Origin of the sequence: Nocardioides taihuensis, from assembly GCF_042657275.1 — a bacterium.
GTDB classification, from domain to species: Bacteria; Actinomycetota; Actinomycetes; order Propionibacteriales; family Nocardioidaceae; genus Nocardioides; species Nocardioides taihuensis.
The window spans coordinates 473,476-497,372 of the sequence record NZ_JBHSKD010000027.1; the positions used below are offsets into that span (position 1 = coordinate 473,476).

Sequence of the window (23,897 nt, forward strand, 5' to 3'; positions counted from 1 at the left end):
CCTCCCGGCCGATCCCGGCGCCCCGGGCGGACCGCCACGCCGTCAGTGCGACCAGGTGCGGGCGACCCGCTGGGCGAGCTCGGCCAGGGCCGCCCGCGGCTCGGCGAAGGCCCGGTCCTTGCCGACGAGGTCGACGACGGAGTACGCCGACTCCACGCCGAGGGCCCGCATCTCCCGGGAACCGACCAGCACCTGCCCGGCGAGGGCCACGCACGGGCGCAGCGCCTCCCCCGCGACGGCGGCGACGCCGTAGGGCACCTTGCCGGAGCGCGAGGAGAAGTCGAAGGCACCCTCCCCGGTCAGCACGAGGTCGGCCGCCCGGGCCCGCTCCGGGAGGCGGACCGCCTCGGCGACGAGCTCGATGCCGGGCGCGCGCTCGGCGCCGAGGACCAGCAGGGCGTAGCCGAGGCCGCCCGCGGCCCCGGCGCCCTTCTCCAGCGAGGTGCGACGGTCGGTCGCGGTCGCGAGCTCCTCGAGCCACGAGTCCACGAGCGGCAGCTGGTCGTCAGGGATGCCCTTCTGCGGCCCGAAGGTCCTCGTCGCGCCGAACATCCCGGTCAGCGGGTTGTCCACGTCGGTCGCGGCGACCAGGCGGACGTCCCCGACGCGCGCCCGGGCCGGGCCGAGGTCGACCGCGGTGAGGCCGGGCAGGCCGATGGCGCCGCGGTCGAGCACGCCGTCGGAGGTGGCACCGAGCGCCGCGAGCAGCCCCGCGCCGCCGTCGTTGGTGCCGCTGCCACCGAGCCCCACCACCACGCGCCGGGCGCCGGTGCCGAGCGCCGCGAGCAGCAGCTCCCCCACGCCGGTGGTGGTGCCGAGCTCCGCGCCCTCGCCGCCCGTGAGGTGCAGCCCGCACGCCTGCGCGCTCTCGACGTACGCCGTGGCGCCGTCCGGGCCCCCGACCAGCAGCACGGTGGCGGGCACCCGCTCCCCGTGGGGGCCCTCGACCGTGACGGCCAGCAGGTCGCCGCCGAGCGCGGCGTGCAGCACGTCGCAGAAGCCGGGTCCCCCGTCGGCCATCGGCGCGAGGTCGAGCTCGTCGTCGGGCGCCTGCCGGCGCCAGCCCTCGGCGATCGCCTCGGCGGCCTCGACGGCGGTCAGGGTGCCCGCGAACTTGTCGGGGGCGATGAGTACGCGCACACCGCCATCCTGCCCCAGTCCGCCGACGGCCCCTGTCCGGGTGACGCGGGCCGCCCGGCCTGCAAGGCTGGCGCCCGTGGACCTCTCCCCGATCGTGGTCGAGCAGGTGGTGCCGGTCGGTCCGGACGCCGCGTTCACGGCGTTCACCCGCGACCTCGGCGCCTGGTGGGACCCGCGGCTCACGCCCGACCCCGCGACGTACACCGGCGTCGACCTCGACCCCGAGGTGGGCGGGGAGGTGGCGATGCGCCACGGGGACGAGCGGTTCGTGTGGGGTCGGGTCTCGGCCTGGGAGCCCGGGGTGCGCTACGCGCAGAGCTTCACGCTGGCGCTCGACCGGGCACACCCGACGAGCCTCGAGGTCACGTTCGCGGCCGAGGAGGGCGGCACGCGCGTGCGGCTGACGCACGGCGGCTGGACGGCGGAGAACGGCCACCGGCGCGGCACCTTCGGCGAGTGGGGGCTGCTGCTGGGGCGCTACGCGCAGCACGTCGCGGGGGCGGCCGGATGAGCGACCCGGTCCTGCGGCCGATGGCGGAGGCCGACCTCCCCGCGGTCGAGCGGCTCACCGCGGAGACCTACCACGAGCTGGACACCCGCACCTTCCGCCGGGCCTGGCCGGAGCCGGAGCTCCGCCCGCCCGCGCGTGTGGAGGAGTGGCTCACGCGGACCGGCCACTTCCTGGCCACCGACCCGGGGGGGTGCTGGGTCGCCGAGGACGACTCCGGCCTGCTGGGCGCGGCCATCTCCTACCGCCGCGAGCTGATGTGGATCCTCGCGTCGTACGCCGTGCGGCCGGGGCTGCAGGGCCAGGGCCTCGGGACCGCCCTCCTCGCCGCCGCCCAGGACCACGGCCGGGGCTGCCTGCGCGCGATGCTCTCCGCGTCCTCCGACACCCGGGCCACCCGCCGCTACTGGCGGGCCGGCTTCGCGCTCCACCCGCAGCTGTTCCTCTCCGGCACCGTCGACCGCACCGCCATCCCTGTCGGCACGGGTCGCAAGGTCCGCGACGGCACGGCCGCCGACGTGGAGCTGATGGACTCCCTCGACCGGCGCGCCCGCGGCGCCGCCCACGGCCCCGACCACGCGGTGATGGCCCGGCTGTGGCGGCTGCGGGTCTCCGACACCTCGACCGGCTCGGGGTACGCCTACGTGGCGGACGACGGACGGGTCCAGCTGCTCGCGGCCAGCAACCGCCGGACGGCGGAGCGGCTGCTGTGGGACGCCCTGGCGGCCACCGGGGGCGAGACCGAGCTCTTCCACGTCACACCGGCGAACCGGTGGGCGGTCGACGTGGCGATGACGGCCCGCCTCGACCTCCACCAGGAGGGCTACCTCGCGCTGCGCGGCCTGGGGCCGCCCGCGCCGTACCTCCACAACGGGGTGTTCCTCTAGCGCGGAATAGGATCAGGCCATGACCACCGTCGACCTGCCGCTGCTCCCCCTCGGCCGCGGCCAGGACCCCTCCTCCGAGCGTGGCGTCGAGTGCCCCGGCGACCTGCCCGCGGCCTCCGACCCCGACCTCGTCGCCCGCGCCCGCGCCGCCAAGGACGCCCTCGGCGACCGGGTCTTCGTGCTCGGCCACCACTACCAGCGCGACGAGGTCATCCAGTTCGCCGACGTCACCGGCGACTCCTTCAAGCTCGCCCGCGAGGCGGCGGCCCGCCCCGACGCGGAGTACGTCGTCTTCTGCGGCGTGCACTTCATGGCCGAGTCGGCCGACATCCTGACCGCGCCGCACCAGCAGGTCGTGCTGCCCGACCTCGCCGCCGGTTGCTCGATGGCCGACATGGCCCGGCTCGCACAGGTCGAGCGCGCGTGGGAGGCCCTGGCCGACGCCGGACTCGCGGACTCCGTCGTGCCGGTGACCTACATGAACTCCAGCGCCGACATCAAGGCGTTCTGCGGCCGCCACGGCGGCGTCGTGTGCACCTCCTCCAACGCCGAGGTGGCGCTGGAGTGGGCCTTCGGGCAGAAGCCCGACGCCAAGGTGCTCTTCCTGCCCGACCAGCACCTCGGCCGCAACACCGCCGTGCTGCAGATGGGGATGTCGCTGGAGGACTGCGTGGTCTGGAACCCGCTCCTGCCCGGCGGCGGCCTGCCCGCCGAGCAGCTGCGCGACGCCCGGATGATCCTCTGGAAGGGCCACTGCTCGGTGCACGGGCGCTTCGCGCCCGAGGTGGTCGACGAGCTGCGCGCCACCATGCCCGGCGTGCGCGTCCTGGTGCACCCCGAGTGCCGCCACGAGGTCGTCACCCGGGCCGACGAGGTCGGCTCGACGGAGTACATCATCAAGGCGGTCGAGGCGGCGCCGCCCGGCACCCGCTGGGCGATCGGCACCGAGCTCAACCTCGTGCGGCGGCTCGCGGAGGACCACCCCGAGCAGGAGATCGCCTTCCTCGACAAGACGGTCTGCTACTGCTCGACCATGAACCGGATCGACCTGCCCCACCTGGTGTGGGCGCTGGAGTCGCTGGTCACGGGCACGGTCGTGAACCGGATCGAGGTCGACCCCGACACCGAGCGCGAGGCGCTCGTCGCGCTGCAGCGGATGCTCGACCTGCCGGGCCGCTCCCACCGCGACTGAGAGCGACGGGCCGACCGCCCCCGGGCTCAGCCGTCGAGACGCTCCAGGAAGGCGAGGCTGCGCTCGAGGAGCGTGGCCGCCGCCCCGGCGTCGTACGACGGGAGCGAGCGGTCGGAGAACAGGTGCCGCTCACCGGGGTAGACGAACAGCTCGGCGAGGCCGGGGTGCCTCGCCACGAGCTCCTGGGCGGCCGGCAGGTCCTCCTGGAAGAACTCGTCCCCGGCGGCCCCGTGGACCTGCACCGGCACGCCGTCCGGCCACGGGCCGAACGCCCACTCCCCCGAGATCGGGAAGCAGGCCTCGTAGAGCAGGGCACCGCGGGCGCCGGGTCGCGTCTGGGCCAGTCGCTGCGCCGGGCCCACGCCGTAGGAGAAGCCGGCCAGGACGAGCCCGGCGGGCAGGCCCTCCACCGCCTCCGCGACCCGCCGGTCGTCCTCCCCCTCCTCGAGCGACTTCAGGTAGGCGAAGCCGTCGTCGACGCTGGCGAAGGTGCGGCCCTCGCAGAGGTCCGGGAGGTGGACCGTGTGCCCCGCCGCCCGCAGGTCGTCGGCGAACGCGCTCACCCCGTCGGTGAGTCCCTGCACGTGGTGGAACACCAGCACCTCGGCCATCACTACACTCCCTGTCATCGGACGACTGCCATCGAATGATCCACTACCCTAGAATGATCCAGATATGTCGGTCAATCACCAGATCCCGGACTACGACCTCGACGAGACGATCGTGCTCACCGCGCCGGTCCAGCTGCGCGCCGTGGCGGACGACCTGCGCAGCACGCTGCTGGAGCTGGTGCTCGAGCGGGCGGCGACCGTGACCGAGATGGCCCAGGCCGTCGGGCGGCCCAAGAGCACGGTCGCCTACCACGTCAACCTCCTCGTCGACGCGGGCCTGCTCAAGGTCGTGCGCACCCACCGGGTCCGGGCGATCGAGGAGCGCTACTACGGGCGGGTGGCCCGCACCATCTACATCGGCGCCCTGAGCTCGCCCGACGACATCGCCACCGTCAGCTCGGTCGACGGCGTGGCGACGGCCTACCGGGAGTCGCGGGCCGCCCACGAGACCGACGACCTGCGGTGCACGCTGGTGCACGCGCGGATCCCCGTCGAGGAGGTGCGGGACTTCTGGGCCGAGGTGCAGGCGCTGGCGCGCCGGTTCGCCCAGATCCCCCGCTCCGGAGACCAGGTCCACGGCTTCGTGGCCGGCCTCTACCCCACCGACGCGCCGACCCTGCCGGAGCGCACGCAGCCGACCGACGCCGACCGACCCTGACCCGCGGTCAGCGGGTCCGGCCGCGTCAGGCCGGGTCGTCCTCCGGCAGGTCGGGCAGCTCGAACCAGGCGAGGGTGCCCCCGCCCGGCGCCTCGTCGAGGCCGGTCCGGCCGCCGTGCGCGGCGAGGATCCGGCGGCACGTGGCCAGCCCGACACCGGTGCCCGGCACCCTCTTGTCCAGACGCACGAAGGGCTCGAAGACGCGCTCGCGCTCCTCGGCCGCAACGCCGCGGCCGTGGTCGGCGACCTCCACCCGCCACCCGCTCGTCGTACGCCGGGCGGACACGCTCACCCGCGGCTGCTCGCCCTCGCGGGTGAACTTCAGGCCGTTGGCGACGAGGTTCTGCAGCACCAGGCGCAGCTGGACGGGGTCTCCGACGACGACCGGCAGGTCCTGGACGTCGAGCCGTCCGTCGGCGACGTCGCCGGCGAGGTCGTCGACCACCGCGGCCATGACCGCGGCCAGGTCGACCGGCTCGAGCTGGGGCTCGGCCCCGCCCCGGGCGTAGGCGAGCATGTCGTCGATCATGCCCTGCATCCGGTCGGCGCCGCGGGCTGCCCGCTCGAGCAGCGACACCAGCGGGGTGCCGGCGAGGTCGGGGACGTCGTCGGCCTCCTCGCGCGCCATCTCCAGGGACATCGCGACCGCGGTGAGCGGGTTCTTCAGGTCGTGGCTGACCTGGCCGGCGAAGTCCGCGAGTCGCTCGTTCGAGGCGGCCAGCTGCTCATTGGCCGCGGCCAGCCGGCGGCCGGCCAGCTCGAGCTCGAGCACGTCGACGACCCGGTCCGCCACCGTGCACAGCGCCTGCACCTGGTCGGGCGAGAGCGTGCGGGGCTTCTCGTCGAAGACGCAGAGCGTGCCGATCACGACGCCCTCGCGGGTGGTCAGCCGCTGCGAGGCGTAGAACCGCACCCGCCCCAGCTCACCGGTGACGAACGGGTTGTCGCGGAAGCGCTCGTCGACCGATGCGTCGTCGACCACCACCGGCTCGGTCTCGTGCAGCGTGCGCGCGCACATGGAGTCCTCGCGGCGGCAGACCGAGGCCGCGAAGCCGTAGGTCGCCACCTGGTGCTGCTGGGTGTCGGAGACCAGGTTGATCGTCGCCATCGGCATGCCGCTGAGCAGTGCGGCGAGGTCGACCAGGGCGACGAGGTCGCGGCGCGGCGGGACCGCCAGCGCGTCGAGGTCGGTGAGGGCGCGCACGCGCTCGGCGTCCGCGGTCCGCTCGTCCGGACCGGCGGGGGCGGGGGCGGGGGCGTCGATCGTCACGACCGACCACCCTGTCACAGGTGGGGTGACGACGCAGCGACTCCGGGCAGGTCGGGCGCGCCCCTGCGGCGGGTCAGCCCGGGATCAGGCCCTCGCCGCCGAGCAGCCGGCGCACCTCGTCGATCGACGCGCCGGCGGGCGGGAGGATCAGGTCGGACTCGTCGAGGCTGTCGGCCGGGTGCGGACGCCCCGCGGCACGGACGCCGTCGTGCAGCGCGGCCAGTGCCGCCTCGAAGGCCGGCTCGTCGCCGGCCTCCACGGCCCGCTCGACCTCGGCGTCGAGCTCGTTGAGCCCGTCGAGCGCGGACGCGTCGACGTCGTACTGGCCCTCACCGAGGATGCGGACGATCACGGCTCAGCGCTCCTCGGCGGGCTTCTCCGCCGTCTCCGGAGCGGCCTCGATGACGTCGCCGCCGTCCTCGGCCGCCTCGATCGCCTGCGGCTGCTGGGCGGCCTTCAACCGAGCCAGCTCGGACTCCACGTCGGACTGCGAGCTCATCGCGTCGAGCTCGCGGGCGATGTCGTCGCCCGCCCCGACCGCGGTCACGTCGTCGAGCGCACCGGAGGCGATCAGCTCGTCGATGGCCCCCGCCCGCGCCTGCATCTGCGCGGTCTTGTCCTCGGCGCGCTGGATGGCGAGCCCGACGTCGCCCATCTCCTCGCCGATGCCCGACACCGCCTCGTTGATCTTGGTCTGCGCCTCGGCCGCGGTGTAGGTGGCCTTGATGGTCTCCTTGCGCGTGCGGAACGCCTCGACCTTGGCCTGCAGCCGCTGTTGGGCGAGGGTCAGCTTCTCCTCCTCGCCGAGCAGCTGCGCGTGCTGGGCCTGGAGGTCGGTGATCTGGGAGGTGAGCCCCGACTTGCGGGTCAGCGCCTCGCGCGCGAGGTCCTCACGCCCCATCGAGATCGCCTTCTCGGCCTGCGACTGCAGCTTCGCCGACTGCGCCTCGAGCTGGTTGACCTGGAGCTCCACCCGCTTGCGGCTGGTGGCGACGTCGGCGACCCCCCGGCGCACCTTGCTGAGCAGCTCGACCTGGCGCTGGTAGCTGTAGTCGAGCGTCTCGCGGGGGTCCTCGGCCCTGTCGAGCGCCTTGTTGGCCTTCGACTTGAAGATCAGGCTGATGCGCTGCCACAGGCTCATCGGGTCAACTCCTCTGCGGGGCACACCCCGCGGCTCCGGTTCTGGGGCTCACCCTAGTGTCCGCAGCCAAGTGGCCGCGACCGTCCACCGGACCGGGCCGCGGCGCCGCCCGGGTAGAGTGAGCGAACTCCTGCACCTCGTCCCGAAGGTCCCGCGTTGTTCCGTCGCAGCAAGTCCGAAGCCGAGCCCGTCACCACCCCGGAGAAGCCCGACGGCAAGGGCCGCCCGACACCCTCGCGGCGCGAGGCGGAGGCGGCGGCGAAGGCCCGGGCCAAGGCCCCGCGGACCCGCAAGGAGATCGCCGCGGCCCAGCGCGCGGCGCGCTCGGAGTCGAGCCAGAAGGTCCGCCAGGCGATGAAGTCCGGCGACGAGCGCTACTACATGGCGCGCGACAAGGGACCCGTGCGCCGGTTCGTCCGCGACTTCGTCGACAGCCGCTTCTCGTTCGTCGAGCTGCTGATCCCGCTGCTGATCCTGGTCATGGTGCTCGGCTACTCCGGCAACGCCACGCTCGCCGGCATCGGCAACACCGTCATGCTCGGCACCCTGCTGCTGGTCGTGCTCGACATCCTGGTGATGCGCTGGCGGCTGCGCCGCGAGCTTGCACGGCGCTTCCCCGACGAGGACATCAAGGGCACCACCTACTACGCCGTCATGCGCTCGCTGCAGATGAAGTTCATGCGGCTGCCGAAGGCTCAGGTCAAGATCGGCCAGAAGCTCCCCGAGCGTTACCGCTGAGCGCCTGACACCACGCCGCCGCGGCGTCAGGCGTCGTAGTCGAGCACGACCGTCGCGGACGTCGGGTGGGACTGGCAGGTCAGCACGTAGCCGCGCTCGATCTCCTCGGGCTCGAGCGCGTAGTTGGCGTCCATCGCCACGGTGCCCTCGACGAGCCGGGCGCGGCAGGTGCCGCACACCCCGCCCTTGCACGCGAAGGGCACGTCGGAGCGCACCCGCATCGCCGCCTCGAGCACCGGCACGTCGTCGGGCCGCAGGGCGAACTCCGAGGCCCGCCCGTCGAGCCGCACGGTCACCGTCGCGGCACCCTCCGCGCCGTCGGCCAGCGCCGCGACCGGGGCCCGCGGCACCGGGTCGGCGTGGAACAGCTCGGTGTGCACCCGGGTGGCGCCGGCGTCGGCCAGCACCCCGCGCAGCTCCTCGACCATCTGCTGCGGTCCGCAGAGGAACCACTCGTCGACCAGCGACACCGGCACCAGCGCGTCGAGCAGGCCGCGCAGCCGCCGGCCGTCGAGGCGGCCCGAGAGGAGCTCGACGTCCTGGGTCTCCCGCGAGAGCACGTGCAGCACCTGGCAGCGCTCGGGGAAGCGGTCCTTGAGGTCGTGCACCTCGTCGAGGAACATCACCGACCGGCTGGTGCGGTTGGCGTAGACCAGCGTGACGAAGGACGCGGGCTCGCCCTCGAGCAGCGCCGCCACGATCGACAGCACCGGGGTGATGCCCGACCCGGCGGCGATCGCGACGTAGCGCCGCGCTGCCGTGGGGTCGAGCTCGGTGGTGAACCGGCCGGTCGGGGTGGAGACCTCGAGCGTGTCACCGACGCGCAGCCGGTCGACGACCCCCTCGCTGAACGCGCCGCCCGGCAGCCGCTTGACCCCGATCGTCAGCTCGCCCGACGAGGGCGGGGTGCAGATCGAGTAGCTGCGGCGCACGTCGTCGCCGCCGCGGATGTTGAGGTGCTGGCCGTGGGTGAAGCGGTACGCCGCCCGCAGCTCGCCGGGGACGTCGAAGGTGATCGCGACGGAGTCGTCGGTGACCTCGCGGATCGCGGAGACGCGCAGGTCGTGGAAGGTGGCGTGCTGGGCCATGGGTGGGGTCCTCGGCCCTCTCAGAGCGGCTTGAAGTGGTCGAACGGCTCGCGGCAGCTGCGGCACACCCACAGCGACTTGCAGGCGGTGGAGCCGAACCGGCTCGACTCGCGGGTGTCGGGGCTGCCGCACTGCGGGCAGCGCACGCTCAGGGAGAGCGGCACGGGGCCGTCGCCGGCGCCGGCCACCCGCGCGGCGGGCGGGGCCACGCCGTACGCCTCGAGCTTGGTGCGGGCGTCGTCGGTCAGCCAGTCGGTCGTCCAGGCGGGCGAGAGCACGAGCTCGACGTCGACCTGGGAGTAGCCGGCCAGCGTCAGCGCGTCGACGAGGTCGTCGCGGATGGTCTCCATCGCGGGGCAGCCGGAGTAGGTCGGCGTGATCTGCACGTGCACCCGGCCGCGGTCGTCCTCCGTGACGTCGCGCAGGATCCCGAGGTCGGCGATGGTGACGACCGGGAGCTCGGGGTCGGGCACGGTGGCGGCGACGTCCCACGCCGGGGTGCGGGTCACCACGAGGCTCCGGGGTGCGAGCGGTGCAGGTGCTGCATGTCGGCGAGCAGGTGGCCGAGCGCCTCGGTGTGCAGGCCGCGCCGCCCACCACCGACGGCGTCGTCGACCTGCGGGACCTGCAGGGTCGCCTCCCCCACGACCGCCTCGACCCGGGCCAGCACGGCGTCGCGGAGCGCCGGCGGGTCGACGGCCACCCCCGCGGCGACCAGGCCGGCGTCGGCGGGCTCGAACAGCTCGGCGAGCCAGGGCCACTCCGCGTCGAGCGCGGCCTGCATGCGGGCGTGGGACTCCTCGGTGCCGTCGCCGAGGCGCACGACCCAGTGCACGGCGTGGTCGGCGTGGTATGTGACCTCCTTGACGGCCTTGGCCGCGACCGCGGCCAGGGTCTCGTCGGCGCTGGACCGGAGCGCGGCGTAGAGCTCGGTCTGCCAGGCCGAGAACAGCAGCATCCGCGCCATCGCGACCCCGAAGTCCTCCTGGGGGCGCTCGACGAGCTTGACGTTGCGGAACTCGCGGTCGTCGCGGAGGTGGGCGAGGTCGTCCTCGCCGCGCCCCTCCCCCTCGAGCCGGCCGGCGTGGGCGAGCAGGGCGCGGGCCTGCCCCAGCTGGTCGAGCCCGATGTTGGCGAGCGCGACGTCCTCCTCGAGCTGCGGCGCGCGGCTGATCCACCAGCCGAGACGCTGGGCCGAGACGAGCGCGTCGTCGGCCAGGCCGAGGACGTAGTCGACGTGAGCCTTCAAGGACACCTCGACCACGAGACGATCGGGGTCCCCGCGGAGATGTTCGTCGGGGGAGCGCAGCGGAGGAGATGAAGATCTCCGTGGGGTGATCACAGGTGCTCCACGCCCTCGGGGACGTCGTAGAACGTCGGGTGGCGGTAGATCTTGTCGGCCGCGGGGTCGAAGAACGCGTCGCGCTCGTCGGGGGTGCTGGCCTCGATGTCGCTCGAGCGGACGACCCAGATCGAGACGCCCTCCTGCCGGCGCGTGTAGAGGTCGCGCGCGTTGCGCAGCGCCATCTCGGCGTCGGGTGCGTGCAGCGAGCCGGCGTGGACGTGCGAGAGCCCGCGGCGCGAGCGCACGAACACCTCCCACAGCGGCCAGTCGGCCTGCGGGGCGCTCACGCGACGCCCCGACCGGCGCCGGCGGGCGCGGCGTGCTTCGCGGCGTACGCCGACGCGGCCTCGCGCACCCACGCGCCGTCGTCGTGCGCCTTGCGGCGGTGGGCCATCCGCTCGGCGTTGCAGGGGCCGTGGCCCTTGATCACCTCGAACAGCTCGGTGAAGTCGATGGTGCCGTGGTCGTAGTGGCCGCGCTCCTCGTTCCAGCGCAGCTCGGGGTCGGGCAGCGTGAGGCCGAGCGCCTGGGCCTGCGGCACGGTCATGTCGATGAACCGCTGGCGCAGCTCGTCGTTGGAGAACCGCTTGATGCCCCAGGCCATCGACTGCGCGGAGTTGGGCGAGTCGTCGTCGGGCGGGCCGAACATCATCAGCGACGGCCACCAGTAGCGGTCGACGGCGTCCTGGGCCATCCGCTTCTGCGCGGGCGTGCCGTGGGAGAGCGTGTGCAGGATCTCGAAGCCCTGCCGCTGGTGGAACGACTCCTCCTTGCAGACCCGCACCATCGCGCGGGCGTAGGGCCCGTAGGAGCAGCGGCACAGCGGGACCTGGTTGGTGATCGCGGCACCGTCGACCAGCCAGCCGATCGCGCCGACGTCGGCCCAGGTGAGGGTCGGGTAGTTGAAGATCGAGGAGTACTTCTGCCGGCCGCTGTGCAGCTGGTCGAGCAGGTCCGCACGGTCGGCGCCGAGGGTCTCCGCCGCGGCATAGAGGTAGAGGCCGTGGCCGGCCTCGTCCTGCACCTTGGCCATCAGGATCGCCTTGCGGCGCAGGCTGGGCGCCCGGCTGATCCAGTTGCCCTCCGGCTGCATCCCGATGATCTCGGAGTGCGCGTGCTGGGCGATCTGGCGCACCAGCGTCCTGCGGTAGGCCTCGGGCATCGCGTCGCGGGGCTCCACCCGCCCCTCGTCCGCGAGCAGCGCGGTGAACGTCGGGTCGTCGTCCGCCGCCTGGTCCGGACCCGGGCGGCGGGACTGGTCCGGAGCGCTGAAGTCGTTGCCGTACACCCCGGTGAGGCTACCAGCGCCTGTGACGGTTGACGACATCTTGGGCGTCGGGATGTAACACGGCGCGGTAGTCCCCGACGATATGGCCCCCCTACTGACCGGTAGGGGGGGCCATCTCGTCGGGGACTACCGCGTCAGGACAGACTGGAGTCCATGAGCTCCCCCTCCGCCGACGTCTCCGTCCGGGTCGCCTGGGCCGACGACGCCGAGGCGATCGCGCAGGTGCAGGTGCGCGCGTGGCAGACGTCGTACGCCGAGCTGCTGCCGGCCGAGGCGCTCGACCTCGACCCCGCGCAGACGACCCCGGTCTGGCGCGACGCCCTGGCGCGGCCGGCCGACGCCCGGTCGCGGGTGCTGGTGGCGCTCGAGCGCAACCGGGTGGTCGGCTTCGCGTTGACCACCCCGGCCGGCGACCCCGACTGCGACCCGGTCGCCGACGGCGAGCTGATGGACCTCACGGTCGACCCCGACGAGCGCGGCAAGGGCCACGGCTCGCGGCTGCTGCAGGCGGCGGCGGAGACGATGGCCGCCGACCGCTTCCGCCGGGCAGTGCTGTGGGCCGTGGCGAGCGACGACGTGCTGCGGGCCTTCCTCACCGGCGCCGGCTGGGCCCCGGACACCGCGCACCGCGAGCTCGAGGGACCCGACGGCGCCCGGGTCAAGCAGGTGCGCCTGCACACCGCCCTGACCTCCTGACCGCACCGTCCGGCCGTCCCGGCCCTGTCCCCACCTGGTCCGTACCACGGCCGGGAGCCCGGACCGCACCTGGCCGACGGGCCTTGGATCGATCTCATTGACATTGCGGCCCGGAGGGTGATGCTGGAGACAGTCGCGGGCATCTCGCCCGCCGCACATTCGGGGGTGACCGTGCTCGGTCCTCTGCCCCGGCGGTACAGCCGCCGCGTCGTCGTGGCCGCGATCCTGGTCTGCGCCGTGCTCGGCACCTGGCTCAGCGGCAGCCTCGACCTCCCGCTGCCCGTCGACGGGCTGCTCGTGGGCAGCCTGGCCGGCGTGGTGTGCGCCTTCCTGCTCGTCCACGACTTCACGCGCCGGGCCGCTGCCGACCCGGCGCGCTCCCGGAGCCCGCGGGCTCCCTGATCGGCCGCGCCACCCCGGTGTCCCTACGCGGCGACGGAGCCGGACCGGGGTGGCTCCCCGGCCACCGCCTCAGCCCAGGTCGAGGACCTGCTCGAGACCCACGGTCAGCCCGGGGCGGTCACCGACCGCGCGCAGCCCCGCCAGGACGCCGGGCACGAACGAGGCCCGGTCGAGCGAGTCGTGCCGGATGGTCAGGGTCTCCCCCGGCCCGCCCAGCAGCACCTCCTGGTGGGCCACGAGCCCGCGGACCCGCAGGCCGTGCACGTGGATGCCGTCGACGACGGCTCCCCGCGCCCCCTCCAGACCGGTCGACGTCGCGTCGGGCACCGGCCCGAGCCCGGCCTCGTCCCGGGCCGCGGCGATGAGCTGCGCCGTACGCCGGGCGGTGCCCGACGGGGCGTCGGCCTTGTCGGGGTGGTGCAGCTCGACCACCTCGACGGACTCGAACCACGGCGCCGCCGCGGCCGCGAAGCGCATCATCAGCAGCGCGCCGATGGAGAAGTTGGGTGCCACCAGCACGCCGGTGCCGGGACTGTCGGCCAGCCAGCCGCGCAGCGTCGCGAGCCGGGCGTCGTCGAAGCCGGTGGTGCCGACCACCGCGTGGATGCCGTGGCTGATGCAGAACTCGAGGTTGTCCATCACGACGTCGGGGTGGGTGAAGTCGACGACTGCCTGCGCGTCACCCTCGAGGAGCAGGTCGAGCGGGTCGCCGGCGTCGACCTGGGCGACGAGGTCGAGGTCGCCCTCGGCGCTCACACCGCGGCACACCTCGCTGCCGACCCGGCCCCGCGCGCCGAGCACGCCCACCCGCATCACCTCGGTCATGGCCCGACCCTAGGGCACGCCGTCGTGGGCAGCGCCACGCGCCACGGGCGGAGGGGTCGGTGACGCGGGGGTGCGGTTCTGGCAGGCTTGCGGCATGCCGGTGCAGACGATTCCTCCCCGGATCCGGTGGGCGGTCGACCTCATGGAGGTCCAGCCCAACGACCACGTGCTCGAGATCGGGTGCGGGCCGGGCGCCGGCGCGGAGCTGATCTGCCAGCGTCTCGAGACCGGCAAGCTCTTCGCCATCGACCGCTCGGAGTCCGGCGTCGACCGCACCCGCCGCCGCTGCCAGAAGTACGTCGACGCCGGCCGGCTCACCGTCCGACAGATCGACCTGGCCACGCTGCGGGTGCCGGTCAAGCGCCTGAACAAGGTCTTCGCCTTCAACGTGAACCTGTTCTGGGTCCGCAAGTGCGACGACGAGGTCGCCCTGCTGCACGAGCGGGTGCTGCCGGGCGGCGCGGTCTTCCTCTTCTACGACGCCAACCGCCCCGAGCTCGTCCCCTCGATCGTCGAGAAGTCGTCCAACGCGCTGCGCACGGGCGGCTTCCGGGTCTCGGTCGTCGAGCAGAAGGCGCCCGCCGTCGTCGGGATCATCGGGCGTCGCTGACCCGGGTCGCCCCGCCGCAGCACCACCAGTCCCCCGACGACCTCACGGCCCGACGACGGCCAGGATCTCGGGCTGCCCGAAGATCTCGGCGGCGAGCTCCGCGACCTCCTCGCGGGTGACCGCGTCGACGCGCTCGAGCACGTCGTCGAGCGAGAGCAGCTCGTCGTAGACCAGCTCGGCCTTGCCGATCCGCGACATCCGCGAGCCGGAGTCCTCGAGCCCGAGCACGAGCCCGCCGCGCAGCTGGCCCTTGCCGCGCACCAGCTCCTCCTCGGTGATGCCCTCGGCAGCGACCCGCGCCAGCTCGGCGCGCACCGTGGCCAGCACGGCGTCGAGCTTGCCGGGCAGGCAGCCGACGGAGACGCCGACCAGGCCGGCGTCGTGGTGGTGGCTGGCGAAGGAGAAGACCGAGTAGGCCAGGCCGCGCCGCTCGCGGACCTCCTGGAACAACCGCGACGAGGTGCCGCCGCCGAGCGCGGTGTTGAGCACACCGAGCGCGAACCGGCGGTCGTCGTGGCGGGTCAGGCCGTTCATGCCGAGCACCACGTTGACCTGCTCGAGCGGACGCCGCGTCGAGAGCGTGCCGGGGTGCACGCGGCGCAGCTTGCGCTGGGTCCGTGGGACGACCGGCGACTCGTCGCCGGAGAGGAAGTCGGTGCGGCCGAACGCCGAGCGCACCCGGCGTACGACGGACGCGTGGTCGACGTTGCCGGCGGCGGCCACCACGATGTTGGCCGCCCGGTAGTGCCGCTTGTAGAACCGCCAGACCTGGTCGCGCGAGAGGCCCGCGATCGACTCGGCCGTGCCGGCGATCGGCCGCCCCAGCGGAGCGTCGCCCCAGGCCTGGGCGGCGAAGAGGTTGTGGACGACGTCGTCGGGGTCGTCGTCGTGCATCGCGATCTCGTCGAGGATCACGTCGCGCTCGGCCTCGACGTCCTCGGGGGCGATCAGCGAGTCGGTGACCATGTCGCCGAGGACGTCGATCGCCAGGGGCAGGTCGACGTCGAGCACCCGCGCGTGGAAGCAGGTGTACTCCTTGGCCGTGAAGGCGTTGAACTCACCGCCGACCGCGTCGAGCGCGACCGAGATGTCCATGGCCGAGCGGGCCCGGGTGCCCTTGAAGAGCAGGTGCTCGAGGAAGTGCGAGCAGCCGTGCAGCGCCGGCTGCTCGTCGCGCGAGCCGACGCCGACCCACACGCCGATGCTCGCCGACCGGACGCCGGCCATGTGCTCGGTGATCACCCGCAGGCCGCCGGGCAGGACGGTACGCCGGACCCGCGAGGTCACCTGGCCCTCGGCGTCACGGACGGTCTCCACCGTGCGCGTCGAGCCGGTCTTCTGGGGAACGGACAGCCGGCCAGCAGCGTGCTGCTGGCCGGCCGTCCGCGTCGTGGGACGAGAGATCACTCGTCGTCGTCGGAGGAGGCCTCCTGCGAGGCACCCTCCTCCTCGACCACGGGGATCAGCGAGAGCTTGCCCCGGTCGTCGATCTCGGCGATCTGGACCTGCAGCTTCTGGCCCACGGAGACGACGTCCTCGACGGCGTCGACCCGCTTGCCACCGGCGAGGCCGCGCAGCTTGCTGATGTGCAGCAGGCCGTCCTTGCCCGGGAGCAGCGAGACGAACGCACCGAAGTTGGTGGTCTTCACGACGGTGCCGAGGTAGCGCTCGCCGACCTCCGGCATGGTCGGGTTCGCGATCGCGTTGACCGCGGCCCGGGCCGCCTCCGCCGCCTCGGCGTTGGTGGCGCCGATGTAGACCGTGCCGTCGTCCTCGATCGAGAGCGTGGCGCCGGTGTCGTCCTGGATCTGGTTGATCACCTTGCCCTTGGGGCCGATGACCTCGCCGATCTTGTCGACCGGCACCGTGACCGTGATGATCCGCGGCGCGTACTCCGACATCTCGTCGGGAGCGTCGATGGCCTCGGCCATCACGTCGAGGATCGCCAGGCGGGCGTCGCGGGCCTGGGTCAGCGCCGCAGCGAGGACCTCGGCCGGGATGCCGTCCAGCTTGGTGTCGAGCTGGAGCGCGGTGACGAAGTCACGCGTGCCGGCGACCTTGAAGTCCATGTCGCCGAAGGCGTCCTCGGCACCGAGGATGTCGGTGAGCGCGACGTACTGCGTCTGGCCGTCGAGCTCACCGGAGATCAGGCCCATGGCGATGCCGGCCACCGGCGCCTTCAGCGGGACACCGGCGTGCAGCAGCGACATCGTCGAGGCGCAGACCGAGCCCATGGAGGTCGAGCCGTTGGAGCCCATCGCCTCCGAGAGCTGCCGGATTGCGTAGGGGAACTCCTCGCGGGTGGGCAGCACCGGCAGCAGCGCGCGGCGGGCCAGCGCACCGTGGCCGACCTCGCGTCGCTTCGGCGAGCCGACGCGACCGGTCTCGCCGGTGGAGAACGGCGGGAACACGTACTTGTGCATGTAGCGACGGTGCTTCTCCGGCGAGAGCGTGTCGAGCTGCTGCTCCATCTTGAGCATGTCGAGGGTGGTGACACCCAGGATCTGGGTCTCGCCGCGCTCGAACAGCGCGGAGCCGTGGACGCGGGGCAGGACGCCGACCTCGGCGTGCAGCGGACGGATGTCGGCCAGGCCGCGACCGTCGATGCGCACCTTGTCGCGCAGCACGCGCTCGCGCACGACCTGCTTGGTCACGGAGCGGAATGCCGCGCCGATCTCCTTGTCGCGACCCTCGAACTTGCCGGCGAGCTGGTCGAGCAGCCCCGCCTTGATCTCGTCGGTGCGGGCCTCGCGCTCCTGCTTGTCACCGATGGTCATCGCCTGCGCGACGTCAGCCTTGACCGCCGCCTCGACGGCGTCGTACACATCGTCCTCGTAGTCGAGGAAGATCGGGAACTCCTGGACGGGCTTCGCGGCCTCGCGGGCGAGCTCGACCTGGGCCTCGACCAGCTGCTTGATGAACGGCTTGGCGGCGTCGAGGCCGCCGGCCACGATCTCCTCGGTCGGGGCCTGGGTGCCGGAGCGGACCAGGTCGAAGGTCTGCTCGGTGGCCTCGGCCTCGACCATCATGATCGCGACGTCGCCGGTCTCGGTGACGCGGCCGGCCACCACCATGTCGAAGACGGCGTCCTCGAGCTGGCTGTGGCTGGGGAAGGCCACCCACTGGCCGTCGATCAGCGCGACGCGGACGCCGCCGACCGGGCCGGAGAACGGCAGGCCGGAGAGCTGGGTGGACATCGACGCGGCGTTGATCGCGAGCACGTCGTACGGCGCGTCGGGGTTGAGCGCCATCACCGTGATGACGACCTGCACCTCGTTGCGCAGACCCTTCTTGAAGGTCGGGCGCAGCGGGCGGTCGATGAGGCGGCAGGTGAGGATCGCGTCCTCGCCCGGACGACCCTCGGACCGGAAGAAGGAGCCGGGGATCTGGCCCGCGGCGTACATCCGCTCCTCGACGTCGATCGTGAGGGGGAAGAAGTCGAAGTGGTCCTTGGGCTGCTTGCCGGCGGTGGTCGCCGAGAGCAGCATCGTGTCGTCGTCGAGGTAGGCGGTCACCGAGCCGGCGGCCTGGCGGGCCAGCAGCCCGGTCTCGAACTTGATCTTGCGCTGGCCGAACTTGCCGTTGTCGAGAACGGTCTCGACGGCAGAAATGGTGGGTTCCACGCGGTGTGGTCCCTTTCTCTTCGCGGAGCGATCCGCGAACGTCCCGCAGTGGAGAGGCCGGTCTTCGATCGAGGCCCGCAGCCCCCGGCCGCCGCGCACGTGCGCGGCCGGGCCGGGTCTGAGAGCCACTACCGAGGACCGGGCCAGACGGCGCGGGTCGCTCCTGGATGGTGTGTGTTCAGTTGAAAATCTAGCGAAGGGCCCACCGATGGTGGGCCCTCCGGGGGTCAGCGGCGCAGACCGAGGCGCTCGACGATCGAGCGGTAGCGCTCGATCTCGGTCTTCTGCAGGTAGTTCAGGAGACGCCGGCGCTGGCCGACGAGGAGCAGCAGACCGCGACGGCTGTGGTGGTCGTGCTTGTGCTGCTTGAGGTGCTCGGTGAGGTGGGAGATGCGGTGGCTGAGCAGCGCGATCTGGACCTCGGGCGACCCGGTGTCACCCTCGGTCGTGGCGTACTCGGCGATGATCTTCTTCTTGGTCTCCGCATCGGTACCGATCGACATGCGGGCTCCTTCCGGATCGTTGCGCGGCGCGCCGGGGCCTGTTCACCCGGGCACTCTGTGTCCGCGGCCGTTAGACGGCAACCGGTGGAGACTACCAACGGCGTCCGGCCCCGCCCAAAACGGGACGGGGCCGGAGGCGTGCCGGGACCTGCCGAGCCGGCAGGTCGTGGCCGTCAGACGGCCGGCGGCGGGTCCTGGTCGGTGCGCCGCTCGGTGACCGACTGCGAGCCGTCGGCGTGCGTGGTGCGCGCGACGGTGCGGTGGGTGCGGCGGCTGTTGGCCTGCACCGCGGTCAGCACCAGCACCAGCACGCCGGCCAGCGCCAGGATCCAGCCGATCAGCGTGATGTCGATGCCGGAGATCGCGTCCTGCACCGCCAGCGCCAGGATCAACCCCAGCACGAGCAGGAAGATGCCCAGTCCGTAGCCCATGTGCTCTGCACTCCTCTCCGCGGCCGGCCACGGTGACCGGCGGCAGCCCGAGGGTTCTTACCCCCTCGGGGCCACGGCCACACCCGCCCGCGGACCGGGTCGGACAACCCGGACCGGGCGCTGGCGCAGGTGGGTCGGTCCATGTGGTCACCGCCGGTCTCGACCAGCGGCCACGCCCCTCCCCAAGATTGACGATTTCTTGAGATTTGTCGCCCCGACCGTCGCACGATGGGCGGGCACGTCGCCGTCCGACGCCCGTCGGAGGCCGCCCGACCCCCGAGGAGCCCCCGTGTACCACCGCACCCTGCACCGCGTCGTCGCCACCATCGCCGTGCTGGCGACCGGCGGTCTGCTCACCCTGGCCGGCCCGGCGGGCGCGGCCACCGACTCCGACGGCGACGGGATGCCCAACCGCTGGGAGCAGCGCTTTGGCCTGAACCCCCAGCGCGCCAACGGCGCCGGCGACGCGGACCACGACGGGCTGCGCAACCTCGGCGAGTTCCGCCGCAGCACCGACCCGCAGTCCGAGGACACCGACGGCGACGGGGACGACGACGGCGACGAGGTGCACGACGGCTCGTCGACGACCGACCCCGACGACGCCGACACCGACGAGGACGGCACGCTCGACGGCGACGAGGACGCCGACGAGGACGGCGTGACCAACGAGGACGAGGACGACACCGACGAGACCTGCGTGGCCGACGACGACGACAGCGACGGCGACGCGCTCGCCGACGAGGACGAGAACGACCACGGCGACGACCCGGCCGACGCCGACTCCGACGACGACGGCGTGGACGACGGCGACGAGGACTCCGACGAGGACGGCATCTCCGACAGCACCGACGACGACGACCAGGACTCCGACGTCGACGACGACGGCCAGGACGACGACGACCAGGGCGGCGACGTCTGCCAGGACGGCGACGAGGACTGACCGGTCGGCCGGGCGGAGGTCCGCCCGGCCGCGGTCCGGCCCGTACGGCGGTGGCCGCGAGCCGGGCAGCTGGCGTGACTCTGGCAGCATGACCACGTGGCCAGCACCAGGACGCTCGGGGTCTGCAACCTGTGCGAGGCGATCTGCGGCCTCGTGCTGACGGTCGAGGACGGCCGGGTGACCGGGGTCCGCGGCAACCCCGACGACCCCCTCTCGCGCGGGCACATCTGCCCCAAGGGCGTGGCGCTCCCCGACGTCACCGACGACCCCGACCGGCTGCGCCGGCCCGTGCGCCGCGAGGGCGAGGGCGCAGGGGCCCGGTGGGTGGAGATCGGGTGGGACGAGGCGCTCGACCTCACCGCGGACGGCATCGCGCGGGCGGTGAACGAGCACGGGCGCGACGCGCTCGGCGTCTACCTCGGCAACCCCAACGCGCACTCGCTCGGGTCGCAGACCCACGGCATCGCGATGCTCAAGTCGTTCCGCACGCGCAACAAGTTCAGCGCCAGCTCCGTCGACCAGGTGCCGCACCAGCTGGTCGCCTGGCAGCTCTTCGGCCACCAGCTGCTGATCCCGGTCCCCGACATCGACCGCACGTCGTACTTCCTGGTGCTCGGGGCGAACCCGATGGCCTCCAACGGCTCGCTGATGACCGTGCCCGACTTCCCGCAGCGGGTGCGGGAGCTGCAGGCCCGGGGCGGGCGGATGGTGGTGCTCGACCCGCGTCGCACCGAGACCGCCAAGGTCGCCGACGAGCACCACTTCGTGCGGCCCGGCACCGACGCGGCCGTGCTCCTCGCGATGCTGCACGTGCTGCTCGCGGAGGGCCTCACCGCTCCCCCGTCGTACGTCGAGGGGGTCCAGGCCGTGCGCCTCGCGGTGGCCGACTGGACGCCGGAGCGCGCGGCCATGGCGTCCGGCCTCCCGGCCGACGAGATCCGGCGGCTGGCCCGCGAGCTGGCCGCGGCCGACGCGGCGGTCGTCTACGGCCGGATGGGGCTCTCGACCCAGGGCTTCGGCTCGCTCTGCCAGTGGGCGATCTGCTGCCTCAACCTGCTCACCGGGAACTTCGACCGCGAGGGCGGGGTGATGTTCACCGAGCCGGCGGCCGACATCGTGGGGCGCGGCATCGTCGGGCGCGGACACTGGGACGTCTGGCGCAGCCGGGTGCGCGGCGCTCCGGAGTTCGCCGGCGAGCTGCCGGTGAGCGTGCTCCGCGAGGAGATCGAGACGCCCGGCGACGGGCAGGTGCGCGCGCTCCTCACGCTGGCGGGCAACCCCGTCCTGTCGACCCCCGACGGCGCGTCGCTGGCACGCGCGCTCGAGGGCCTCGACTTCATGGCGGCGATCGACCTCTACCTCAACGAGACCACCCGGCACGCCGACGTCGTGCTCCCGCCGACGACGGCGCTGGAGCGCGACCAGTACGACCTGGTCTTCCACGCGCTGGCGGTGCGCAACACCGCCCGCTGGACCCCCGCGGTCCTGCCGAAGCCCGTCGGCGCGATGCACGACTGGGAGATCTACCGCGAGCTCGCCCTGCGGGTCGCGGCCCGGTTGCAGAAGCCTCCGTCGCGACGCCGCCTCCTCGCCCTGCGCGCCCGGCTCTCGGTCAGCCCCCGCACGGTCGTCGCGGGGCTCCTGCTCTCCGGGCGTCGGACGACGATGCGCGCGCTGCGCGCCCACCCCGAGGGCGTCGACCTCGGCCCGCTGCGACCGACCATGCCGGGGCGGCTGCAGACGCCCGGCAAGAAGGTCCGCCTGGCCGTCGACCTGGTGCTGGGCGACCTGCCCCGCCTCGCCCGGCACGTCGACGACCTCGCGGCCACCCCCACGGGCGACGAGCTGCTGCTGATCGGCCGCCGGCACCGCTCCGACAACAACTCGTGGATGCACAACTCACCGCGGCTCACCCGCGGACGCCCGCGGCACCAGCTGCTGATGCACCCCGACGACCTGGCAGCCCGCGGGCTCGAGGACGGCGCGACCGTGCGCGTCGCGTCCCGCGTCGGCGAGGTGGCCACGCAGGTGCAGGCCAGCGACGACATGATGCGCGGGGTCGTCTCGCTCCCCCACGGCTACGGCCACCAGCGCGACGGCGTCCGGCTCGCCCACGCACGCACGGTGCCCGGGGTGTCCATCAACGACCTGACCGACCCCGAGCGGCTGGACGTGTCGGGCAACGCCGCCCTCAACGGCGTCCCGGTCCGCGTCACCCCTGCCTGAGGCCGGGGCTCAGAGCCCGAGCACCCGCCGTACGGCGTCGCGCGCGGCCATCGGGTCGGCGGCGGCGCACGCGGCCTCGGCGGCCTCCTCGCACTGCTCCGAACCGACCGTGGCCAGGCGAGCGCCGACGGGGCGGACGGCGGCAGCGGCCATCGAGAGCGAGGTGACGCCCATGCCGACCAGCGCGCAGGCGAGGAGCGGATCGGCCGCGGCCTCGCCGCAGACGCCGACCGGCTTGCCGGCGCGGCGTCCGGCCTCGGCCGTGATCGCGATCAGGTGGAGCACGGCGGGCTGCCACGGGTCGGTCAGGTGGGCCAGGTCGGTGGCCATCCGGTCGGCGGCCATCGTGTACTGCGTGAGGTCGTTGGTGCCGATCGAGAGGAAGTCGACGACCTCGAGCATCCGGTGGGCCAGCAGTGCCGCGCTCGGCACCTCCACCATGACGCCGGCCTTGAGCCCGCGCCGGCGCACCTGCTCGCCGAAGGCGGCCGCCTCGGCCACCGTGGCCACCATCGGCGCCATCACCCAGGCCTCGGTGCCGGCCTGACGGGCGGCCAGGGCGATCGCGTCGAGCTGGCGCTCGAGCAGCCCGGCGTTGGAGAAGGAGAGGCGCAGGCCGCGGACACCCAGCGCGGGGTTCTCCTCGTCGGTGAGGGTCGCAAAGGCCAGCGGCTTGTCGGAGCCCGCGTCGAGGGTCCGGACCACGACGTGGCGGTCCGCTCCGCCGGGACCGGGCCCGGCGAAGGCGTTCAGCACCTCGGCGTACACCTCGGCCTGCTCCTCGACGGTCGGCTCCTCGCGCCGGTCGAGGAACGACAGCTCGGTGCGGAAGAGGCCGACGCCCTCGACGGGAGCGCCCGACGCTGCCCGCGCCGACTCGCCGTCGGCGACGTTGGCGAGCAGCTTCACCGGCCGACCGTCGGCGGTGGCGGCCGGGCCGGTCCACGCGGCCAGGCTCGCCTGCACCGCCTGGTCCTCCGCCACCCGCCGCGCGGCGTCGGCGGGGTCGGGGTCCACCTCGACGAGCCCCGTGGTGCCGTCGACCAGCAGACGGCTGCCGGAGGACACCTGCAGCACCCCGGCGGTGCCGACCACGCAGGGGATGCCGAGCTGCCGGGCGATGATCGCGGTGTGGCTGGTGGGCCCGCCCCGCTCCGTCACGAGGGCGACCACGAGCGCGGGATCCAGACCGGCGGTGTCCGAGGGCGCGAGGTCCTCGGCGACCAGCACGGAGGGCTCGGCCGGGGTCGGCACCCCCGGCTCGGGCTCCCCCACGAGCCGGGCGACCATGCGGCGCTCGATGTCGCGCAGGTCGGTGACGCGCTCGGCCATCAGGCCGCCCATCTGGGTGAAGATCCCCGCGAACTGGTCGGCGGCCGCGCGGACGGCGGCGACGAGGTCGTCACCGCTGCGCAGCTGCTTGCGCACGGCCGACCGCAGCCCCCGGTCGCGGGCGATCCCGGCACTGGCGGTGAGGACCTCGGCCGCGGCGCCCGACGTGCGCGCCGCCTTGTCGGTGAAGCCGTCGGCCACCGCCTGCGCCGCCGCGTCGTAGGCGGCCAGCGCGGCGTCCTCGTCGGCGAAGTCGCCGGTGCCGAAGCGCGCCACCGCCTCGGCCGACACCTCCCCGCGCACCGTCTGCACGGGCGCGTGGGCCAGCCCGGGGACGACCGGGGTGCCACGCAGGACGGTGGGGGCGGTGTCGGGGTTCGCGGTGGTGACCATGGACACACGCTAACCGCGCTGGGGCTTGACAGTCAACACATTCGGGCGTA

The 23,897-nt window shown here is 73.6% G+C and carries 26 protein-coding genes; 10 read left to right on the forward strand and 16 right to left on the reverse strand.

Translation table 11 applies throughout. The annotated features are described in order from the left end of the window. Positions 1-42 precede the first annotated feature (42 nt). A complete protein-coding gene (locus ACFPGP_RS20230; protein ID WP_378592871.1) occupies positions 43-1,140 on the reverse strand; it encodes a glycerate kinase family protein in 1,098 nt (365 codons plus the stop codon). A 76-nt stretch (positions 1,141-1,216) separates the two neighbouring features. Here ACFPGP_RS20230 and ACFPGP_RS20235 point away from each other — a divergent pair, with 76 nt between their 5' ends. The 3 genes from ACFPGP_RS20235 to nadA are packed head-to-tail and all read left to right on the forward strand — an operon-like array spanning position 1,217 to position 3,727. Next, complete coding sequence (locus ACFPGP_RS20235; protein ID WP_378592872.1) at positions 1,217-1,651, forward strand: SRPBCC domain-containing protein; 435 nt, start codon at positions 1,217-1,219, stop codon at positions 1,649-1,651. After that, positions 1,648-2,535: a GNAT family N-acetyltransferase gene (locus ACFPGP_RS20240; protein WP_378592874.1), complete on the forward strand. Its 888-nt coding sequence runs from the start codon at positions 1,648-1,650 to the stop codon at positions 2,533-2,535. The genes ACFPGP_RS20235 and ACFPGP_RS20240 overlap by 4 nt, the downstream gene beginning before the upstream one ends. Before the next feature lie 19 nt (positions 2,536-2,554). Further along, a complete protein-coding gene (gene nadA / locus ACFPGP_RS20245) occupies positions 2,555-3,727 on the forward strand; it encodes a quinolinate synthase NadA (RefSeq protein WP_378592876.1) in 1,173 nt (390 codons plus the stop codon). 26 nt (positions 3,728-3,753) lie between these two features. Here nadA and ACFPGP_RS20250 read toward each other — a convergent pair whose 3' ends face one another. Then, positions 3,754-4,338 (reverse strand): dienelactone hydrolase family protein, encoded by a 585-nt coding sequence (locus tag ACFPGP_RS20250; RefSeq protein ID WP_378592878.1) that lies wholly within the window; start codon positions 4,336-4,338, stop codon positions 3,754-3,756. Positions 4,339-4,402: 64 nt separating this feature from the next. Here ACFPGP_RS20250 and ACFPGP_RS20255 point away from each other — a divergent pair, with 64 nt between their 5' ends. After that, positions 4,403-4,996 carry a helix-turn-helix domain-containing protein gene (locus ACFPGP_RS20255; protein WP_378592879.1) on the forward strand — a complete coding sequence of 198 codons (594 nt, stop codon included), beginning with the start codon at positions 4,403-4,405 and terminating at the stop codon, positions 4,994-4,996. 25 nt (positions 4,997-5,021) lie between these two features. On the opposite strand, the gene ACFPGP_RS20260 is transcribed toward ACFPGP_RS20255, so the two are convergent. The 3 genes from ACFPGP_RS20260 to ACFPGP_RS20270 form a co-directional block, all read right to left on the reverse strand. Continuing rightward, a complete protein-coding gene (locus tag ACFPGP_RS20260; protein WP_378592881.1) occupies positions 5,022-6,266 on the reverse strand; it encodes a sensor histidine kinase in 1,245 nt (414 codons plus the stop codon). A 73-nt stretch (positions 6,267-6,339) separates the two neighbouring features. Beyond that, complete coding sequence (gene pspAA / locus ACFPGP_RS20265; protein WP_378592883.1) at positions 6,340-6,618, reverse strand: PspA-associated protein PspAA; 279 nt, start codon at positions 6,616-6,618, stop codon at positions 6,340-6,342. Positions 6,619-6,621: 3 nt separating this feature from the next. Continuing rightward, complete coding sequence (locus ACFPGP_RS20270) at positions 6,622-7,407, reverse strand: PspA/IM30 family protein (protein ID WP_378592885.1); 786 nt, start codon at positions 7,405-7,407, stop codon at positions 6,622-6,624. 156 nt (positions 7,408-7,563) lie between these two features. Between ACFPGP_RS20270 and ACFPGP_RS20275 the strand changes: the two genes are divergently transcribed. Then, the gene (locus ACFPGP_RS20275; protein WP_378592887.1) at positions 7,564-8,145 is read left to right on the forward strand and encodes a DUF3043 domain-containing protein; all 582 of its coding nucleotides are present in this window, start codon (positions 7,564-7,566) and stop codon (positions 8,143-8,145) included. Positions 8,146-8,171: 26 nt separating this feature from the next. Here the strand turns inward: ACFPGP_RS20275 and paaE are convergent, their stop codons facing one another. From paaE to paaA, 5 genes are all read right to left on the reverse strand, one after another. After that, complete coding sequence (paaE, locus tag ACFPGP_RS20280; protein ID WP_378592889.1) at positions 8,172-9,233, reverse strand: 1,2-phenylacetyl-CoA epoxidase subunit PaaE; 1,062 nt, start codon at positions 9,231-9,233, stop codon at positions 8,172-8,174. A 20-nt stretch (positions 9,234-9,253) separates the two neighbouring features. Then, the gene (paaD, locus tag ACFPGP_RS20285; RefSeq protein WP_378592890.1) at positions 9,254-9,742 is read right to left on the reverse strand and encodes a 1,2-phenylacetyl-CoA epoxidase subunit PaaD; all 489 of its coding nucleotides are present in this window, start codon (positions 9,740-9,742) and stop codon (positions 9,254-9,256) included. Beyond that, a complete protein-coding gene (gene paaC, locus ACFPGP_RS20290; RefSeq protein WP_378592892.1) occupies positions 9,739-10,488 on the reverse strand; it encodes a 1,2-phenylacetyl-CoA epoxidase subunit PaaC in 750 nt (249 codons plus the stop codon). The genes paaD and paaC overlap by 4 nt, the downstream gene beginning before the upstream one ends. An 83-nt stretch (positions 10,489-10,571) precedes the next feature. Then, a complete protein-coding gene (paaB, locus tag ACFPGP_RS20295) occupies positions 10,572-10,865 on the reverse strand; it encodes a 1,2-phenylacetyl-CoA epoxidase subunit PaaB (protein WP_378592894.1) in 294 nt (97 codons plus the stop codon). Then, a complete protein-coding gene (paaA, locus tag ACFPGP_RS20300) occupies positions 10,862-11,866 on the reverse strand; it encodes a 1,2-phenylacetyl-CoA epoxidase subunit PaaA (protein ID WP_378592896.1) in 1,005 nt (334 codons plus the stop codon). The genes paaB and paaA overlap by 4 nt, the downstream gene beginning before the upstream one ends. Before the next feature lie 153 nt (positions 11,867-12,019). Between paaA and ACFPGP_RS20305 the strand changes: the two genes are divergently transcribed. Both ACFPGP_RS20305 and ACFPGP_RS20310 read left to right on the forward strand, forming a co-directional pair. Beyond that, positions 12,020-12,562, forward strand: a complete 543-nt coding sequence (locus ACFPGP_RS20305) for a GNAT family N-acetyltransferase (RefSeq protein ID WP_378592898.1) — start codon at positions 12,020-12,022, stop codon at positions 12,560-12,562. Between the two features lie 120 nt (positions 12,563-12,682). Next, positions 12,683-12,964: a hypothetical protein gene (locus ACFPGP_RS20310; RefSeq protein WP_378592900.1), complete on the forward strand. Its 282-nt coding sequence runs from the start codon at positions 12,683-12,685 to the stop codon at positions 12,962-12,964. Between the two features lie 69 nt (positions 12,965-13,033). Here the strand turns inward: ACFPGP_RS20310 and dapB are convergent, their stop codons facing one another. Further along, positions 13,034-13,789, reverse strand: coding sequence for a 4-hydroxy-tetrahydrodipicolinate reductase (gene dapB / locus ACFPGP_RS20315; protein WP_378592902.1), 756 nt, complete (start codon positions 13,787-13,789; stop codon positions 13,034-13,036). Between the two features lie 94 nt (positions 13,790-13,883). On the opposite strand from dapB, the gene ACFPGP_RS20320 reads away from it, so the two are divergent. Beyond that, the gene (locus ACFPGP_RS20320; protein WP_378592903.1) at positions 13,884-14,399 is read left to right on the forward strand and encodes a class I SAM-dependent methyltransferase; all 516 of its coding nucleotides are present in this window, start codon (positions 13,884-13,886) and stop codon (positions 14,397-14,399) included. Positions 14,400-14,441: 42 nt separating this feature from the next. Here the strand turns inward: ACFPGP_RS20320 and ACFPGP_RS20325 are convergent, their stop codons facing one another. The 4 genes from ACFPGP_RS20325 to ACFPGP_RS20340 form a co-directional block, all read right to left on the reverse strand. Continuing rightward, positions 14,442-15,806, reverse strand: coding sequence for a M16 family metallopeptidase (locus tag ACFPGP_RS20325; RefSeq protein ID WP_378592905.1), 1,365 nt, complete (start codon positions 15,804-15,806; stop codon positions 14,442-14,444). Further along, positions 15,803-18,022 (reverse strand): polyribonucleotide nucleotidyltransferase, encoded by a 2,220-nt coding sequence (locus ACFPGP_RS20330; RefSeq protein ID WP_378592907.1) that lies wholly within the window; start codon positions 18,020-18,022, stop codon positions 15,803-15,805. Before ACFPGP_RS20330 ends, ACFPGP_RS20325 begins: the two co-directional genes overlap by 4 nt. 227 nt (positions 18,023-18,249) lie before the next feature. Then, positions 18,250-18,525 (reverse strand): 30S ribosomal protein S15, encoded by a 276-nt coding sequence (gene rpsO / locus ACFPGP_RS20335; protein ID WP_116572135.1) that lies wholly within the window; start codon positions 18,523-18,525, stop codon positions 18,250-18,252. A 173-nt stretch (positions 18,526-18,698) separates the two neighbouring features. Beyond that, on the reverse strand, positions 18,699-18,956 hold the full coding sequence (locus ACFPGP_RS20340) for a DUF6458 family protein (protein ID WP_378592908.1): 258 nt from the start codon (positions 18,954-18,956) through the stop codon (positions 18,699-18,701). Between the two features lie 289 nt (positions 18,957-19,245). Here ACFPGP_RS20340 and ACFPGP_RS20345 point away from each other — a divergent pair, with 289 nt between their 5' ends. Continuing rightward, positions 19,246-19,896, forward strand: a complete 651-nt coding sequence (locus tag ACFPGP_RS20345; RefSeq protein WP_378592909.1) for a hypothetical protein — start codon at positions 19,246-19,248, stop codon at positions 19,894-19,896. A 96-nt stretch (positions 19,897-19,992) separates the two neighbouring features. After that, entirely contained in the window at positions 19,993-22,122 is a 2,130-nt protein-coding gene (locus ACFPGP_RS20350; protein ID WP_378592911.1) for a molybdopterin-dependent oxidoreductase, read from the forward strand. A gap of 9 nt (positions 22,123-22,131) precedes the next feature. On the opposite strand, the gene ptsP is transcribed toward ACFPGP_RS20350, so the two are convergent. Beyond that, complete coding sequence (gene ptsP, locus ACFPGP_RS20355) at positions 22,132-23,847, reverse strand: phosphoenolpyruvate--protein phosphotransferase (protein ID WP_378592913.1); 1,716 nt, start codon at positions 23,845-23,847, stop codon at positions 22,132-22,134. Positions 23,848-23,897: the final 50 nt, after the last annotated feature.

Bases quoted from the DNA above. Each gene is read 5' to 3' on its own strand.
- ACFPGP_RS20240 (WP_378592874.1), top strand. From the start codon at position 1,648: ATGAGCGACCCGGTCCTGCGGCCGATGGCGGAGGCCGACCTCCCCGCG.
- ACFPGP_RS20305 (WP_378592898.1), top strand. From the start codon at position 12,020: ATGAGCTCCCCCTCCGCCGACGTCTCCGTCCGGGTCGCCTGGGCCGAC.
- ACFPGP_RS20250 (WP_378592878.1), bottom strand. From the start codon at position 4,338: ATGGCCGAGGTGCTGGTGTTCCACCACGTGCAGGGACTCACCGACGGG.
- ptsP (WP_378592913.1), bottom strand. From the start codon at position 23,847: ATGGTCACCACCGCGAACCCCGACACCGCCCCCACCGTCCTGCGTGGC.
- ACFPGP_RS20255 (WP_378592879.1), top strand. From the start codon at position 4,403: ATGTCGGTCAATCACCAGATCCCGGACTACGACCTCGACGAGACGATC.
- ACFPGP_RS20310 (WP_378592900.1), top strand. From the start codon at position 12,683: ATGCTGGAGACAGTCGCGGGCATCTCGCCCGCCGCACATTCGGGGGTG.
- dapB (WP_378592902.1), bottom strand. From the start codon at position 13,789: ATGACCGAGGTGATGCGGGTGGGCGTGCTCGGCGCGCGGGGCCGGGTC.
- ACFPGP_RS20320 (WP_378592903.1), top strand. From the start codon at position 13,884: ATGCCGGTGCAGACGATTCCTCCCCGGATCCGGTGGGCGGTCGACCTC.
- ACFPGP_RS20270 (WP_378592885.1), bottom strand. From the start codon at position 7,407: ATGAGCCTGTGGCAGCGCATCAGCCTGATCTTCAAGTCGAAGGCCAAC.
- paaE (WP_378592889.1), bottom strand. From the start codon at position 9,233: ATGGCCCAGCACGCCACCTTCCACGACCTGCGCGTCTCCGCGATCCGC.
- ACFPGP_RS20340 (WP_378592908.1), bottom strand. From the start codon at position 18,956: ATGGGCTACGGACTGGGCATCTTCCTGCTCGTGCTGGGGTTGATCCTG.
- rpsO (WP_116572135.1), bottom strand. From the start codon at position 18,525: ATGTCGATCGGTACCGATGCGGAGACCAAGAAGAAGATCATCGCCGAG.
- nadA (WP_378592876.1), top strand. From the start codon at position 2,555: ATGACCACCGTCGACCTGCCGCTGCTCCCCCTCGGCCGCGGCCAGGAC.